Source organism: Mesorhizobium sp. 128a, assembly GCF_053848025.1.
This window is the reverse complement of sequence record NZ_JBSPKY010000032.1, coordinates 1-13,846: the sequence shown is the minus strand read 5'-3', so window position 1 is coordinate 13,846 and position 13,846 is coordinate 1. Positions and strand designations below refer to the sequence as shown.

Genomic DNA, 13,846 nt, shown 5'->3' with positions numbered 1-13,846 from the left:
TCCTGCCTCCGGTTCGATGATGAGCGGCCGTTCTATCTCGTGCGAACGATCGCTCCGGGGACGATCAGGTCACGGAATGAAGCCGGGCCTGTTCCTGCACTGGCCGCAGCATCTGGCGGAAAAGTTGGCTGGTCGCCGCGGCCGAGCGGCGAATGTCAAAATAGGTTTGGGCCCTGACGACACTCTTGGCCGACATGTCTTTCAGCCGCTTCGGCTGACCGATCAAGGCGAGCGCTGCCTGCCCCACGCCTTCCCAGTCGCCTGCGTATTCCGACACGATGCCGGGCCATTCGCTTGTCCCGATCAGAATTCCGGTTTCTCCGGTTTCGATGATTTCCGGCACGCCCCCGACCCCGATTGCCACCACCGGGACACCGGACGCCATGGCCTCCAGGATCGCCAGGGGCATGGCGTCGGCGCGCGACGTATGCAGCATCATGTCGAGCGACGGATAGGCTTGATTTGGCCGCGGCCAGAGGCCCGCCATATGGAACCGCGCGCCGATGCCTGCTCGGTTCGCCGCCTGTGTCAGCTCGGTTTCCATCACGCCAGTGCCGATCATGGCGAAGTGAATGTCGGGCCGGCGCTGCAAGATATACTCGGCCGCCTTAAGGAATTTGTCGGGACCCTTCTCCCAAGCGAGCCGACCGACAAAACCGATCAGGAAATCATCGGGGCTGATCTTGATGGCCTGACGAAAGTCGGCGCGATCAGCCGAACGGGGATGATATGTCGACAGATCGACACCATTGGGCACCAGGCTGACGGCATCGGGTGCTAGGCCGACGGCCATCGCCTGCGACCATGCTTCCCGGCACACGACAATCGTGTGGCTGCCGGTGTTGCGCACGACGCTGATTTCTTGCGGCTGCAGGCTCATGCCGTGCAGCGTCGCCACGGTGGGCGTGCCGGTCAGCTTGCCGGCGATTGCGGTCGCCGTGTGTGCGTTCATCAGGTGGGCGTGGAGCAGTTGGACGCCATGCTGTCGCACCAGCGTGCAGATAAACTCGATTGTCCGCCATGGCGGATCGTCGCGCAAAGGCGCGATGAAGACGTCGCGGCCTTCGGCGCGCAGCGCGCTGGTGAATGCGCTCTCAAAGGGACATAGCAGCGACACTTTATATTCGTTGGCTGGCAGGCAGGAGATGAGGTTGCGGACGTAATTCTCCATGCCGCCGACGATGGCATTTCCCAGGACTTCGAGAACGTGGATCTGTTCGCCAGGGTTGGCGACAATGTGCGGGGCACGTGTCATGAAGCGGGCCTCTCTGCGGCGAGGTTGCCGAGGCGGAGCCATTCCGATGCCGTATCGCTCATCATCGTACTGCGATCCGAGACGCTCACCTCAAGACGGTCGAAGATGTCGGTGACCTCGTCGATTGCCGCCCGAATATGGCTCCCCTCGCAGGGAAGGAAGCGGTCGCTGCCAAACTGGATGGAGCGCGGCCCAATGACGTCGATTGCCTTGCGAAAGACATCCTCGCGATAGATCGGTGGCGGCCCAAAAGAGATATCGAAGCGAAACTGGCTGTCAGCCGGGTCGACCCCATTGATGCGATCGATCAGACCGACGGCGTTCGCTTCATCGCACCAGGGCCAACCGAGATGCGCCAGCGTCACCCGCAGGCCAGGATGATCCCTGACGGCTTCGTAGAAGCTTGGACGGCAGTACCGACCGGAGCGGCCGTCGATGAAGATGCCGCTGTGGAACAGAATTGGCAGGTCGAGCCGGGCGGCGACCTCATAAACGCGATGGGCACAATCATCGTAAGGGTACCAACCGGTCGGCACCATCTTCAAAGCACGTATGCCGGGCAGTTCCGCGGCACGCTCGAGATCTTCGGCCGCATCGCCATGAAGCGGATTGACGACAGCAAAGCCCAGGAGTCGGTCCGTATGGCCCTTGAGCAACTGCGAGAGATATCGATTGCCCGCCCTCAACGAACCCGCGTCACCGAGCGAGTAGGGTGGCGTCAGGAACGGGGCCAGCAGGAACGCCACGTCGACGCCGGCCTCATCCAGCGTGTGCAGCACGCCGGCCGTGGTTTCTTGGCCAGACGTGTGGAGATGGGCGTCTATGATCATGGGTGGTCTCCCTGTTCGACAACGGAGAGGACCGTGCCGCGTTCCCGGAAATCGTTCGCCAACATTCTATCGAGGAGGGGCAGGCGCCGTGAAGCATGCGACAAGCCGGGAGAGGACACGGCGTCGGGGCGGGTGCAGGCGGGCCGTCCAGGATGGGACGCTGTATTCGAAGACCGCGGCGCCAGCCTCTCCGAAAACCCGCCACCAGAGCAAATGCTGGCCGCGCGACGAGCGGACCTGCGGCGATCTTTTTTCAGAGCACCAGAGGGGCCTCTGCCGTTAACCGCAAGTGTGACGATAGGTTCAGCGCCCATCATCTCGTCTGTCTGAAATTGGATCGTGCGCACAGAAGGTCCCATTGGGTCGCAATCTCGTAGTTCGAGGGAAGTTCCCTCCCGCGCACGAAAGCCTTTGACCGGACGGCGATGCCGCGCATCGTGGGAAGTCCGGCAAGGTGAGCGAGCCGGTCCGCCTTGGACGCTTACTCAATCGGAGCGGGGAAGGGCTTCCAGGCTCTTATCCCGGTGATCACGGGATATAGCGGGTCGACGACGTCGAGGTCGGAACGGTCGATTTCCTCAAAGGCCATGCCTTGCAGGAAAGCAGTAGCGGCAAGTACATTGCCAAATTGTTCGGTCACGACACGGGCGCGACCGAACCGTTCCTCGAACAGGCGCCGGGCAGCGCTCTGCGTCATGGCCCAGAACCATTTTTCAGGACCGTCATGGGCATCAATCGGGGTAATGCCGGGGACAGTCGCCAGGACGACCCCACCGGGCGACAACGCACGATGGAGCGTCGACACTACACCGTGGACGTCATAGGTCATGTGGAGCGTCTGGGTGACGATCAGGCAGTCGAAACATGCTGCCTCGATGTCTTCCTCACGCTGGAGATCGAGCATGATCGTGGCACATGGATTTGCGCTTTGCGGAGAATCGATGATGTCGGACCGCACCACGCGGTCGCCGCCGAAACGCCTTGTATAGACATCGTCGCCAATTTCAGCGACGCGGCCCTTGAAGTCTCCGGCGTGCCGGCCCAGAAAATTTTCAATGTAGTAGCGATCCAGCGGAGTGCCACGATCGCCGCCAAACGCGCGGCCAAGGGGCTCGACTGAGTCCAGGTCCCCAAGGTCCACCGTTCCTGGGGCGGGAACATGTTGGCGTAGTTTCATTGGCGGGCCTCCGTTTCGGCAGCGAGGGGAGTAAGATCCGGAGCGCATGGCCGGCGAGCAAATTGGCATACTCAACTGAACTCTGTGCCGTCTGCCTGGTTCCGGTCGTAGGCGTCTCACGCCACGCACTGCCCCGATCGCACCGGGAAGCAAAATGCCGGTTGGCGCTTTATACTCCCTTGAGGGTGGTTCATCATATGGACGGTGGCGCTGTTCTGGTCGTTGAAGACGAGGCAATGATCCTGCTCGACCTCGAATCGGCCTTGGAGGAGGCGGGCTTCGAGGTCGTAGGCAGTAAGAATGGATCCGAAGCCATCGCGGCCTTCGAGGATAGTCCTGAAAAATTCAGGCATTGCTGTCTGACATTCGCCTGGGGGAAGGGCCTTCAGGATGGGAGGTGGCACGCCATATCCGAAAGGTGAATCCTACCATCCCGGTTGTCTATATAAGCGGCGACTCTGCGATGCATTGGGGTGCAGAAGGGGTCCCGCAAAGCGTAATGCTCACCAAGCCATTCTTCATGCCCCAAATCATCGCCGCTCTTGCCACGCTTCTCAACGATGAACAGCCAACGACTTGACGCCGCAAGCATATCACTCGACTTCGCTGATATGCCGGACCAGCTTTTTCGAAGCAGGCTCGGATGATTCCGCCGGCTTTGACAGGCCAGCCTGCATCTTCAACCTTTGCGCCTTCAGCCGGAGCGTCTTGGCATCCCGGGCCTGCCGTTCGGCATCTATGACGATGCGGGCCTCCCGGTCGGCGCGAGCTATTTTCTCTCTGTCAACGCTGCGTCTCATCCGCGATCTCCCGATCGATTTTGATGAGCGAAAATGCGCAAGCGAGGCGCCTGTTCCGCAAAAAAATAATCCGGAAATGCATCTTTTGTTGTTGAACAGGAAAGACATGCCGCTCGCACACCAAGCAGCGATTTGGGGTCGAGCACACCATTCGGAGATAAGGGAGTTCGTCAGCGTCTCCTTCGACCAAAATCCAGTTCAGGACCAGTCAAAATGAAGGCAACAGTCCCTTGACCGTCAAATTGCCAGATCCCATATCGCTGCCGGGTGTGAACCACTGGACTGTTCCTCCCGATTAAACTCAATTGTTCGTTCGACTTGGAGGATCCTATGAACGATCGGTTATTCGACAGCCCTGTCTTGGTGCGTAGCGAAAGTGGCCTCGTACAAGAAATAGTCGGCATCGAGGATGCCCTGGAGTTTCTCTACGAATGGCCAAAAAATCGGCGTGGGGTAATTTACGACACTGCATTGCGCGCATGCCAGAGAGCATTTGACAGCGGCTACCCGCTACCCGCCGCGCGCCAGGCATTTTGCGGCTTTGCCAAATCGGCGAGAATCTATGACGACGTGACCAGCGCATTGCCGTGGGCGGCCACCGGTGCGCAAGGCCGTGACGGCGGGTTGGTCGTTTAGCGCAAACGGGAGGTAGCGATGCTTTCCAGACCCTTCAAAAGGCCGGTCCGCGTTTGGGTCGGATTAGGCTTCCCGCGCCAACTCAATACCGTCGCTGATGCCTACCAGTTTGCAGTGGAATGGTGTGGCAACAGTCCGGAGCAGAAAGCGGCCGTCCGCGCATGCAAAGCCGCTTTGGTCGGTGATGTGGATCCCGAGAGCGCGCGGGGCATTTTCGTGGCTTTTGCGCGGAAGAAAGACATTCTCATGGAGGAAACGACTTACCCCTCGTTCGACAGCAGATCCGCCCCCGACCCACATCTAAAGCCATAGAGGCGGCCGCCGGGGGCGGCGGCCAAGCCGGGGTGCACCTTGAATGTCTCGATCGCGGCTTCGTCACGCATCGTAACGTCGTAGAGTATTCAGCGGGCTCTCCGGCAAGGTCGCAGCCTAACGATGCGCTGGCTCCAGGGCTAGTTGACGCTTGGAGCGGATCACGCCACAAAGCTCTCCGCCTGGCCCGATCGCTGCTTGGCCGCAGGGCAAATACTGCTGAAACGATACTGGTTGCCTGGTCCAGAGTGCACCATCTCGAACGCCCCGCGCTCCCCATCGATGACCAGATCCAAAAATGCATTGCACATATCGATGGTTGGCGAACTGGCGTTGAACTGCACGTCGAGCTCGGTGTTGTCGGGATAGTGGCACACGATCCTGGTGGTCGCGCCTGCATCTCTGCGACCTTGACGTTCAACGCGGAGCGCCGCCCAGGCGTGATGATCCGCCATGAATGGTTTGACCCGGGCGGCCGTCGCGGCGACTACCCTCAGCCTGCGGAAAGCGCAGCACGCCTCGATGGTCGAGATCGTGCGGCCGAAACCCACAAGGAGGAGTGGCCGTACTTCACAGTCTGCGCAGGCATGCTCGTCTCTCCACCAGCCGCAACGATCAAGGACGGGATGGTCGACGGTTCCTCGCCTGGCCAGTTGCGCGATTGCGTGAGCAACGGCAGTGGGGCGGGCAATGCCGCACCGAACGTCAAACGCTCCGCTTTCGTAGAACCCGCTCTGCGCGGTCAGCAGGGAGTTCCAGTCCACAGCCCCGAACAGGGACCAGGCGGTCACCGCTCGAACATCTACGTCGCGAGCCCTCGCAAGTCGTGCGGCCTCCCATCCCTCGGCAAGCCAGCGGACCTGCTCGTCTCGGGTCGATCCATTGTGCAGCTCAGTGACCGCAATGGGTAGGCGGTAGCGTTGCCAGACTTCGTCGATCCTGTTGCCAAGTTGCGCATCGTGACGGTGAACGGAGCGGACCGCCGCACTGTCGACATAGGCGTCGATACCGTTGCCGCCCACCTGATCCTGTTGATGCCCTTCGACATCGTCGTCGAGCATCCGATCGCTCGTCAGGTAATAGTCAACCCCGATTGTGTCGGGCAAGCAGGGCTCGGCCGCAAGAGACGACAGGTGCGAGGCCCCGACGCCTGCTTGGAGCAGACGGTGATGGAACGGATGCCGGTGATTAACGCGCCCGGCCAGCAAATCCAGAGCGAGCCAGCGCCGTTCATTTTCATGCTCGGCCTGGTATGCAAGACGCTCGGTGGAAAAAACCCGCCCGACATCTTCTGTCTGTATCAGCAATGCCGAAGGCGTATGGCTGCGAATAGCTCTCATCGCCCTTGCTGTCGCCACGCATTGGGCGACGGTCAATTGGAAGCAGACCGCCTCGCTCGATCCATACGGATGCCACAGGCCGTAGAGCCCGCTCAGCCGTGCCGTGGTTAGCGGCTCATTGATCGGTGTGTAAAGCCTCAGCCATGGATACCGCTCGGCGACCGCCGCGGCGTAGCGCGTGAAGCGGCCCGGAAAATCGGGATCAAGAATGTCCATCCAGGGCGGTCCGCCGCCATGGTGCAAAAGGCCGGCTATCGGCTCTATCCCCAATTCCCGGAGGCGAAGCAGTCGCTCGTCCGTCCAGCTCCAGTCGTAAATGCCGGCCCGGTCTTCAACCGTTTCCCACAAGACCGGATAGCGTACTGTGCGGATGCCGAGTTCCGCTATCCGGTCAAGGTCCTCGATCCGATGCTGGTGTCCGGTTTCCGATAACTGATCGCGCACAGCGGAGCCGACGCGAACATGGCTGCACTCAACACCTCCCCACATTTCCAGCGAAGAGGTCATTCGGCGGCCTCGGCCAGCGTCGACGCTGCGGTAGCCAGCTGCTTCTGGATCCGCCCGAAGGTCGCAAGCGCCTGACCAACGACCTGATCCATATTGTAATATCGGTACGTCGCCAGCCGGCCGACAAACCAGACGTCGCGTACGTCGGACGCAAGCGCTTCGTAGCGCTTGTAGAGCACTTCGTTCTCGGCCCGCGGCACCGGGTAATAGGGGTCGCCGATATCAGTCGGATACTCGTAGGTGAGGCTGGTCTTCGGGCTCTGCTGGCCGGTGAGATGCTTGTATTCGGTGATGCGCGTATAGGCTTCGGTCTGGGGATAGTTCACAACAGCGACAGGCTGAAATTGCTCCTGGTCGAGGGTGACGTGGTGGAACCGCAGCGACCGGTAGGGCAGCGCGCCCAGCCTCCAGTCGAAATATTCATCAATCGGCCCTGTATAGATCATCCGACGAAACGGGATGCTGTCCCTGACATCGCGATAGTCCGTCTGAAGCATGATCTTGATGTTGGGATGGTCCACCATGCGCTGGAACATGCGCGTGTATCCGCCGGCCGGCATCTGCTGGAAGCTGTCGCCGAAATACCGATCGTCTCGATTGGTTCGCGTCGGCACGCGCGCCGTAACCGATTTGCTGAGCTGGGACGGGTCGACGCCCCACTGTTTTCGGGTATAGCCGCGAAAAAACTTTTCATAGAGTTCGCGGCCGACGGTGCTGACCACGACATCCTCAGCGGTGCGGTTTTCCTCGACCGCCTCGCGCCGAGAGGCAAAAAACGCTTCCAGCGTCTGCGACGTCAAGTCGAGATCGTAAAGCTGGTTGATCGTATCGAGGTTGATCGGGATTGGCAGCAGCTTTCCGTCGACCTGAGACAGGACGCGATGCTCGTATGGCCGCCAGGCGGTGAACAGGGAGAGATAGTCGACGATCGACTGGGCGTTGGTGTGGAAGATGTGAGGCCCATATCGATGAATCAGGATACCATCCTCATTGTAGCAATCGTAAGCGTTGCCGCCGATGTGGCTGCGCCTGTCGATCAGCAGGACTGTCTCATTTCGCTGGGAAGCAATGCGCTCCGCCAGCACACTCCCGGCAAATCCGGCCCCGACGATCATCCAGTCGAACATGATTAAGCACTCCGCCTGAAAGCGACGACGTTCTTCCTCGAACGAGCGTGCTGGAGATGTGCGGCCATCGCCACCCAGGTCTTCTCCCACGACATGTCGATGAGGTAAGCGTCGACACGAGACCGCAAAGTGTCACGCGGTCGCGCCAGCATGGATCGGATTTTCAGTTCGGCGTCGTTTGCATCGATGATCTCGACCAGACCTTGCGCGCCGTAGGTCCGCACCACGTCAACGATCGCGGTCGAAACCAGGGGCACGCCGGCGGCAAGAAACTCGGGCGTCTTTGTCGGACTGATATAGCGGGTGGCGGCGTTGAGCGCGAAGGGCATCCACCCTGCATCCCAGTGCCTTAGATAGTTCGGCAAATCCGCATAATCCTTGCCGCCTAGCCAGTGGATGTTGTCGGCCGTGGGAAGGCTGTCGCGATCGATCTTAACGACCGGCCCGAGCATGACGAAATGGACGTCCGGCATGTTACGCGCGACCTGGGCCACCAGGTCGACGTCGAGCCTTTCGTCTATCACCCCGAAATAACCTACTCTTGGGTTAGGAATCTGGACTTGGTCGACTGGATCCTCTCCGGTCGCCCTTGCCCGGTGAAAGTGCGTGAAGTCGATGCTGCTCGGAAACGGAAACATCGAGCGATGAAGGCTGCGCTTGGCCTCGTAAAGGCTCTGGCCGCCGGTGAAGACGACATCGGCGCGCTCAAGAAGTCTGCGCTCCATCTGCATCAGTTCCGGAGGCGCGTTCTTGAATGCGGAGAGTTCGTCCATGCAATCGTAGACACACACGTCGCAAAGCACGTGCTCGCTGAACGGCAGCGCCATCGGTGTGTAGTACCACAGCGTGAGCAGCTGCTGAGGCGTCGCGGCGACGAGCTGGTCGACGAACTTTCGCTGCATCCTCGCGGCATCGGCCGGGCCGGCTCCGACCGGCAGAATCGGCGTCACGACCGTGATGGATGGCGAAATCTGGTTGGCTCGCATCGTCGGCTGGACGACGGTCTCGACGAGCGGCTCCTCGAAGTAAACGACGTTCTGAGATTTTGATGCCAGGGTGAGAATGTGTTGAGGGCGCTGGTAGACGAAATTCCAACGCAGATGAGAGAAGCACAAGAGCAGAGGCGAGGTAGAAGTAACATGGTCTTTCGCCACGGCCGGGTTTTCCATTTTGATCATCCTTTGATTATCTGAAGAAGTTCATTGAGACGTGGCTGTACAACAAATGTTAATAGAGGCGTCGAGATGTGATGTCAGCTGAGGGCTAACTTGGCTGAGGGATACTCGTTCCGCTCTTGACCTGAATTCCGTCTGTGAACGTAACCCACTTGCCGCCGGCTCGGACACCGCACGGGGCAGGGGCGTAGCCGGGCCCATTGCGCCCTGTCGCCCAACGGTAGAAACTCATGAACCGAATCTGCGCAGCGGCAGTCGGTTCGACCGGTTGACGAGGGACTGATGTCCATCACGTTCGAGACAAACGTCTTTCCATTGTTTCAGCCGACGAACGTCGACGACGTGAAGGATCCGTGCCCCGTTTTCGATGGACACCGTTGGCACATGTTCGGATCAAGCGGGACGGTGACAAATGAAACCTGGAGTCTCCTCCACGCCACCGCACCAGGTACGGACGGGCCGTGGACCGAGCACGAACCGATAGGGCTTTCGGTCCTCGGTTCAGGTGTGGCTGCTCCCGGCGTGATCTTCGACAGCGGCGTCTTTCACATGTTCATCCAGACCGAATTCATGAAGTCGGGCGGGCGCTGCGAGCATGTCGTTTCGGACAACGGATTTGAATGGACCGCGCTCGGGCCCGCCATCCATTCGCTTCCCGATACGGATGAGGACGGCATCTACGATCCACATCCGGCCCTCATCGGTGGCAAGCGCTACATCGTCTATTCAGGCATGCCGCGGTTCAAGACCGTACCGCAGCCCGACATCTATCTCGCGCGCAGCCAATCGGATTCGTGGTTTGGACCTTGGAAGCGGGCAGGCAAGATACTCGACCATGTCGACTTGCCTCACCACAATTCCCGTGAGCAGCCCGACTATGAATGGGGCATCGAAGGCGCGCAGTTGGTTGAATTGCCGGGCGGCCGCATCCTTCTCAACGCAACATGTTTTCTTCCCGAAGGGCCACGGGGCAGCCGCCAGCGGGTCTTTTTCGCTTTAGCCGACCGGGTCGAAGGCCCCTACATCACCGTCGGGCCGGTTCTTGATCCAGGGGAGCCGGGTGAAAACGGGCACTCGACGGTCGTCATCGAGGGTAACCGGCTGGTGCTTTTCTACCAGAGCCGCAGGGCCGCAACAGGTCATCGCTGGCGGTATGGTGTCGCGAAATGCGATCTGGCAAGGCAGGCCTGGAGCAACGTCGCCTGATCGCGATCAATCAACGCTGCAACTGCCCCACGTCAATCTGCCTCACCGCTCGCATCCTTGATCTTGTTGCGGACGGCCCTTTCAGTTTTAGAGGCGGTCGTCTTGACGACGTCAGACACCGTGTCGATGATCGAAGCATCGGCGCTGAAGCCCTTTTTGTCTGCCTCGTCTTTCACTGTCTGGTAGGCTTGGGCGGCAACATCCTTGGCCTCTTCGACGCCTTGATGAAGCAGGCCGTTGGCCCTCTCGCGGACAGCGTCGCTCGTTTCCCCGAGCTGTTGATCCTCGAAATCCGTCCGCGGCAGCAATGCTCCGACCGCAGTGCCGAACGCCAATCCCAAGGCTGCCAGCACGAGCGGTTCCTGGCGCAGCATGTCCACAGCAGCAGCAGTTGCCTTGCTTGCCTGGTCAACGGTGCTCGCACCGTATTGGCTAGCGCTGTCCGAAACACTTGAAGCTGCTCCGGCCATGGACGAACTTACGCCGTCGATCGCATCTCCGACCATCGATTTTGCCTTGTCAGCGGCGCCTGACAAGGCATCGGACATGGCATCTGTCAGCCCTTCGGCGTCGGATTGATGATCGCCAGTTCCGACATCGCTCGTAAAGCCAGGGTACGTGTTCGAACGAGAGGACCCACTTGGCGCGGACGGCTTCTGCGTTCCTTGCCCTGCCATCAGCCACATCAAGCCTACGCCTACGAGGGCCACGGGAAGGGGATTGGCGCCAACCTGGGACTTGAGGGCGCCGAGCATCGAGCTGCTATCGCCACTCGTAAAGAGCCCCGAAAACTCGTCGATGAGCTGGCCGGGCGTCATCTTGTTGCGAATCGACTCGGCCGTGTCGGTAACGTTGGCCCGCGCGATTTCGGCCTCGCGTTGAAGTTCGGCGGATGTTTTCTCGATCATTTGACTTGGTCCTTGATTACCCTTGCGTCGCTCTTCAGCTGCGCGGCGGTACGATCCGGCGTTAACTCGGACGGTTTCATATTGGCGGAGCCTGTCTTCAACAGGACAACGCCGAGGACGGCGACAATGATGCCGACCACCAGTGACGACCAGCCTGGTCCAAGAGGGGTCTTCGAAAGTGCGATGACCAGGGCCTGCAGAAGAACCAACAGGGCTGCAAGCAGACAGATGGCGCCGCCCAGAACCTCGATCGCGCCCGCTCCTGCCTTTTCTGCCTTTTCCGAGAGCTCGGTCCTCAGCAACCTGCCTTCGGTCTGGACCAAAGTGACGACCTGCTGCGACAGGTCGCCGATCAGCGTCATTAAGCTGCGATCCTCCTGGCTGCCGGGGGTCATAGTGTGTCCCTCCCGGCCATCACATCGGAACCCTGGGGGCGATTTTGAGGTGCGTCGGGGGATGAGCTCTTGATGAATCGCCCCAATGCCAAACCGGCAACCATCGCGCCGCCGAAAAGCGCCGCCGGATTGCTGCCGCCGAACGCGCGGACTTCGGCCAGCACTTCTTCGAAGGGCTTGTCCTTCAGCGAGGCGGACATCCGCTCAAGACCGCCAGCCGCCTCGAGGGCGAATTTTGCCGCCGCTTTCTGGTCGCTGTTGGCAAGGTGCTCGCTGGCTGCGCGAACGGCACCGCCGAATGCCGCAACAGCACCTGTCAGTGTATACTGCGCAGCCTGAGCCTGGTCCAACAGGGCGTCCTTGCCCTCGGTGGCCACGTCTTTGGCTTTCTGCGAAATGTCTTCCTTTGCAGAGCCGAGGATATCCGAGGCTTTACGCCCCAAATCGTCGGCTAGAGCGCCGACCTCCCGCTGGGTCTGCGAGAAATCAGGGTGAGAATTCTGTTCAGCTGTCATGCCAGTCTCCCATGTCGGGCCAACCATCAGTGGAGGCCTAGAAACGAGAGGACCGCGAGCACGACGACCACCAATCCGATAAGGTAAATGACACCGTTCATGTGCGTGTTCCTCCAGACAGGGCAACTTGCCATGTCATCAAACGTTCCGGCGCTGTACCGATTATCCTTTGCTTCGTGCGAGGCGCATCGACCTTGCATCGACGCGAGAATATGCGCCTCTTCTCCGACAAGGCGGTCCTCGGCTCAGGACATATTAAAGGCCCGCGGTTATGGCGATCGATTGCTTGGCGCGAAGAGGCGCTGCTGTCGCCAATCGCAAAGTGCGATCTGTCTAATGTGCTCCGCCCCGTTTCTGGGAAAGCTTATCGTACCGGGTGGCGATGTGACGGAAAGCCTTGCGTTGGCAAAAGAGGCAAAATCAAAACCAGCGCTGCCTTTTCCGCAGCTGCAGATCACGTCCCCGTCGGTTTTGTCTGCCGCCGGCGCCACGTTCTATTGTCCGTGTGGCAACCACAATTCTGTCCTTCAGAGCCAGCCAGGGACGGGCTCCCGTCGACGGTAAAAACAATGCCCGCTCTTTCCAACGCCCGGCGGACGGCAGCGACATTATACGGTCTCGGTCTCCTGATCCCGTTCTCAAATTCGCTGATCGTCATTTCACTGAGATTGGCCTTGGCAGCGAGTCGCACTCGAGACCAATTCAATAGAGACCGTGCGGCTTTTAAATGTTCTGCTGTAAGTAGGTTGTCCATAAGGAGTCGAACATCCGAGATCCCTAGAATGTTCCGGTTGCTTGGTCATTGATAGGTCAGGCCAGTCAGTTTCAGCCAGAAGCCGCGACCCGGCGATAGGCCTCCGCCAGACGAAAAGGTGACAAGCCAACACTCCTCGAACGCGGACGCGGTGACCGGCGTGTGAAGGCGCAGCGATGTCGGTCGGCGGGGCGGCCTCGACAAGAGCAGCGATTTTCCATCGCTTTCTCGGCAACATTTCCTTCTGAAATTCGCCGAACTTTGTCTTCTATCAGTGGGAGGCTTTCTTGGCGCTGGCAGCCTTGGGCTGGCCAGATTTGCCCTTGCTCGCCGCGTCTTTGGAATGGGCTGCCATCGCCGGTCCTGATCCGGTGCTCTTCGTCACCGTGGCCTTGTCTGACGCGGCCTTTTTTGCAGCATGCGCTTCTCTCTTGGCGGGAGCCTTCTTCGGTTCCTTCGAGCTGAAAATTCCAGTGATACTGTCAATGATAGACATGGCAAAACCTCTGTTGGAGTCGAATATCAATGCAGCGCATTGCTAAACAGTTCCATTAGGCCGGCTCGACAACCCGCATCGACTATCCCAACGCTTGGACGAGCCATTCATAAGGGATGGGCACTCCGACCGACTCCTCTCCTGCAAAGCAGCCCTAGCGCGAGCCACTTGGCGCCTTCGTCCAGGCTTATTTCTACGTCTGGACTGCTGGCGTCATTGTTCCGATTGTGGATTGCCTGTGCAGGCCGTTTGTCGCCTCGATCTAGCTCGCCAGTCGAGTGCCGGAGTACGCCGAACGCCTGATTTTAGGCGGAAAAAATCTGGGGCGCCGAAGCGCCCCTGGGAGAACTAGCCTACCAACCTTGCATCGAGTACCAGTCGTCAACGTCTCTCCGGACCCGATCCTTCTCGAT

16 protein-coding genes are annotated in these 13,846 nt (G+C 59.8%); 5 read left to right on the top strand and 11 right to left on the bottom strand.

Features of this window, described 5'->3' with window-relative positions:
* Nucleotides 1-64: 64 nt before the first annotated feature.
* The 3 genes from ACWTU9_RS30865 to ACWTU9_RS30855 form a co-directional block, all read right to left on the bottom strand.
* Entirely contained in the window at nt 65-1,255 is a 1,191-nt protein-coding gene (locus tag ACWTU9_RS30865; protein ID WP_455861615.1) for a glycosyltransferase family 4 protein, read from the bottom strand.
* Entirely contained in the window at nt 1,252-2,085 is an 834-nt protein-coding gene (locus ACWTU9_RS30860; protein ID WP_455861614.1) for an amidohydrolase family protein, read from the bottom strand. Before ACWTU9_RS30860 ends, ACWTU9_RS30865 begins: the two co-directional genes overlap by 4 nt.
* A 481-nt stretch (nt 2,086-2,566) precedes the next feature.
* Complete coding sequence (locus ACWTU9_RS30855; protein ID WP_455861613.1) at nt 2,567-3,262, bottom strand: methyltransferase domain-containing protein; 696 nt, start codon at nt 3,260-3,262, stop codon at nt 2,567-2,569.
* 161 nt (nt 3,263-3,423) lie between these two features.
* Here ACWTU9_RS30855 and ACWTU9_RS30850 point away from each other — a divergent pair, with 161 nt between their 5' ends.
* Complete coding sequence (locus ACWTU9_RS30850; RefSeq protein WP_455861612.1) at nt 3,424-3,684, top strand: hypothetical protein; 261 nt, start codon at nt 3,424-3,426, stop codon at nt 3,682-3,684.
* A 171-nt stretch (nt 3,685-3,855) separates the two neighbouring features.
* Here ACWTU9_RS30850 and ACWTU9_RS30845 read toward each other — a convergent pair whose 3' ends face one another.
* The gene (locus ACWTU9_RS30845) at nt 3,856-4,170 is read right to left on the bottom strand and encodes a hypothetical protein (RefSeq protein WP_454589178.1); all 315 of its coding nucleotides are present in this window, start codon (nt 4,168-4,170) and stop codon (nt 3,856-3,858) included.
* 222 nt (nt 4,171-4,392) lie between these two features.
* Between ACWTU9_RS30845 and ACWTU9_RS30840 the strand changes: the two genes are divergently transcribed.
* Together ACWTU9_RS30840 and ACWTU9_RS30835 are read left to right on the top strand one after the other, a co-directional pair.
* On the top strand, nt 4,393-4,698 hold the full coding sequence (locus tag ACWTU9_RS30840; protein ID WP_455861611.1) for a DUF982 domain-containing protein: 306 nt from the start codon (nt 4,393-4,395) through the stop codon (nt 4,696-4,698).
* An 18-nt stretch (nt 4,699-4,716) separates the two neighbouring features.
* On the top strand, nt 4,717-5,010 hold the full coding sequence (locus ACWTU9_RS30835) for a DUF982 domain-containing protein (protein ID WP_455861610.1): 294 nt from the start codon (nt 4,717-4,719) through the stop codon (nt 5,008-5,010).
* Nucleotides 5,011-5,171: 161 nt separating this feature from the next.
* On the opposite strand, the gene ACWTU9_RS30830 is transcribed toward ACWTU9_RS30835, so the two are convergent.
* The 3 genes from ACWTU9_RS30830 to ACWTU9_RS30820 are packed head-to-tail and all read right to left on the bottom strand — an operon-like array spanning nt 5,172 to nt 9,153.
* Complete coding sequence (locus tag ACWTU9_RS30830; protein ID WP_455861609.1) at nt 5,172-6,857, bottom strand: family 1 glycosylhydrolase; 1,686 nt, start codon at nt 6,855-6,857, stop codon at nt 5,172-5,174.
* A complete protein-coding gene (glf, locus tag ACWTU9_RS30825; RefSeq protein WP_455861608.1) occupies nt 6,854-7,984 on the bottom strand; it encodes a UDP-galactopyranose mutase in 1,131 nt (376 codons plus the stop codon). Before glf ends, ACWTU9_RS30830 begins: the two co-directional genes overlap by 4 nt.
* A gap of 2 nt (nt 7,985-7,986) precedes the next feature.
* Nucleotides 7,987-9,153: a glycosyltransferase family 1 protein gene (locus ACWTU9_RS30820; RefSeq protein WP_455861607.1), complete on the bottom strand. Its 1,167-nt coding sequence runs from the start codon at nt 9,151-9,153 to the stop codon at nt 7,987-7,989.
* A gap of 288 nt (nt 9,154-9,441) precedes the next feature.
* On the opposite strand from ACWTU9_RS30820, the gene ACWTU9_RS30815 reads away from it, so the two are divergent.
* On the top strand, nt 9,442-10,365 hold the full coding sequence (locus tag ACWTU9_RS30815; RefSeq protein ID WP_455861606.1) for a hypothetical protein: 924 nt from the start codon (nt 9,442-9,444) through the stop codon (nt 10,363-10,365).
* Between the two features lie 32 nt (nt 10,366-10,397).
* On the opposite strand, the gene ACWTU9_RS30810 is transcribed toward ACWTU9_RS30815, so the two are convergent.
* The 4 genes from ACWTU9_RS30810 to ACWTU9_RS30795 all read right to left on the bottom strand — a co-directional run bounded on the left by ACWTU9_RS30810 (nt 10,398) and on the right by ACWTU9_RS30795 (nt 12,937).
* On the bottom strand, nt 10,398-11,273 hold the full coding sequence (locus tag ACWTU9_RS30810; RefSeq protein ID WP_455861605.1) for a hypothetical protein: 876 nt from the start codon (nt 11,271-11,273) through the stop codon (nt 10,398-10,400).
* Entirely contained in the window at nt 11,270-11,668 is a 399-nt protein-coding gene (locus ACWTU9_RS30805; RefSeq protein WP_455861604.1) for a phage holin family protein, read from the bottom strand. The genes ACWTU9_RS30810 and ACWTU9_RS30805 overlap by 4 nt, the downstream gene beginning before the upstream one ends.
* Nucleotides 11,665-12,183, bottom strand: a complete 519-nt coding sequence (locus ACWTU9_RS30800; RefSeq protein ID WP_455861603.1) for a hypothetical protein — start codon at nt 12,181-12,183, stop codon at nt 11,665-11,667. Before ACWTU9_RS30800 ends, ACWTU9_RS30805 begins: the two co-directional genes overlap by 4 nt.
* A gap of 454 nt (nt 12,184-12,637) precedes the next feature.
* Entirely contained in the window at nt 12,638-12,937 is a 300-nt protein-coding gene (locus ACWTU9_RS30795) for a helix-turn-helix domain-containing protein (protein ID WP_455861602.1), read from the bottom strand.
* A 287-nt stretch (nt 12,938-13,224) separates the two neighbouring features.
* On the opposite strand from ACWTU9_RS30795, the gene ACWTU9_RS30790 reads away from it, so the two are divergent.
* The gene (locus ACWTU9_RS30790; protein WP_455861601.1) at nt 13,225-13,479 is read left to right on the top strand and encodes a hypothetical protein; all 255 of its coding nucleotides are present in this window, start codon (nt 13,225-13,227) and stop codon (nt 13,477-13,479) included.
* Nucleotides 13,480-13,846: the final 367 nt, after the last annotated feature.

What these genes read in the sequence shown, in the direction of transcription:
- ACWTU9_RS30845 (WP_454589178.1), bottom strand. Translation starts at nt 4,170, where the DNA reads ATGTCTTTCCTGTTCAACAACAAAAGATGCATTTCCGGATTATTTTTT.
- ACWTU9_RS30835 (WP_455861610.1), top strand. Translation starts at nt 4,717, where the DNA reads ATGCTTTCCAGACCCTTCAAAAGGCCGGTCCGCGTTTGGGTCGGATTA.
- ACWTU9_RS30820 (WP_455861607.1), bottom strand. Translation starts at nt 9,153, where the DNA reads ATGGAAAACCCGGCCGTGGCGAAAGACCATGTTACTTCTACCTCGCCT.
- ACWTU9_RS30830 (WP_455861609.1), bottom strand. Translation starts at nt 6,857, where the DNA reads ATGACCTCTTCGCTGGAAATGTGGGGAGGTGTTGAGTGCAGCCATGTT.
- ACWTU9_RS30865 (WP_455861615.1), bottom strand. Translation starts at nt 1,255, where the DNA reads ATGACACGTGCCCCGCACATTGTCGCCAACCCTGGCGAACAGATCCAC.
- ACWTU9_RS30805 (WP_455861604.1), bottom strand. Translation starts at nt 11,668, where the DNA reads ATGACCCCCGGCAGCCAGGAGGATCGCAGCTTAATGACGCTGATCGGC.
- ACWTU9_RS30795 (WP_455861602.1), bottom strand. Translation starts at nt 12,937, where the DNA reads ATGGACAACCTACTTACAGCAGAACATTTAAAAGCCGCACGGTCTCTA.
- ACWTU9_RS30840 (WP_455861611.1), top strand. Translation starts at nt 4,393, where the DNA reads ATGAACGATCGGTTATTCGACAGCCCTGTCTTGGTGCGTAGCGAAAGT.
- ACWTU9_RS30860 (WP_455861614.1), bottom strand. Translation starts at nt 2,085, where the DNA reads ATGATCATAGACGCCCATCTCCACACGTCTGGCCAAGAAACCACGGCC.
- glf (WP_455861608.1), bottom strand. Translation starts at nt 7,984, where the DNA reads ATGTTCGACTGGATGATCGTCGGGGCCGGATTTGCCGGGAGTGTGCTG.
- ACWTU9_RS30810 (WP_455861605.1), bottom strand. Translation starts at nt 11,273, where the DNA reads ATGATCGAGAAAACATCCGCCGAACTTCAACGCGAGGCCGAAATCGCG.
- ACWTU9_RS30800 (WP_455861603.1), bottom strand. Translation starts at nt 12,183, where the DNA reads ATGACAGCTGAACAGAATTCTCACCCTGATTTCTCGCAGACCCAGCGG.
- ACWTU9_RS30855 (WP_455861613.1), bottom strand. Translation starts at nt 3,262, where the DNA reads ATGAAACTACGCCAACATGTTCCCGCCCCAGGAACGGTGGACCTTGGG.
- ACWTU9_RS30815 (WP_455861606.1), top strand. Translation starts at nt 9,442, where the DNA reads ATGTCCATCACGTTCGAGACAAACGTCTTTCCATTGTTTCAGCCGACG.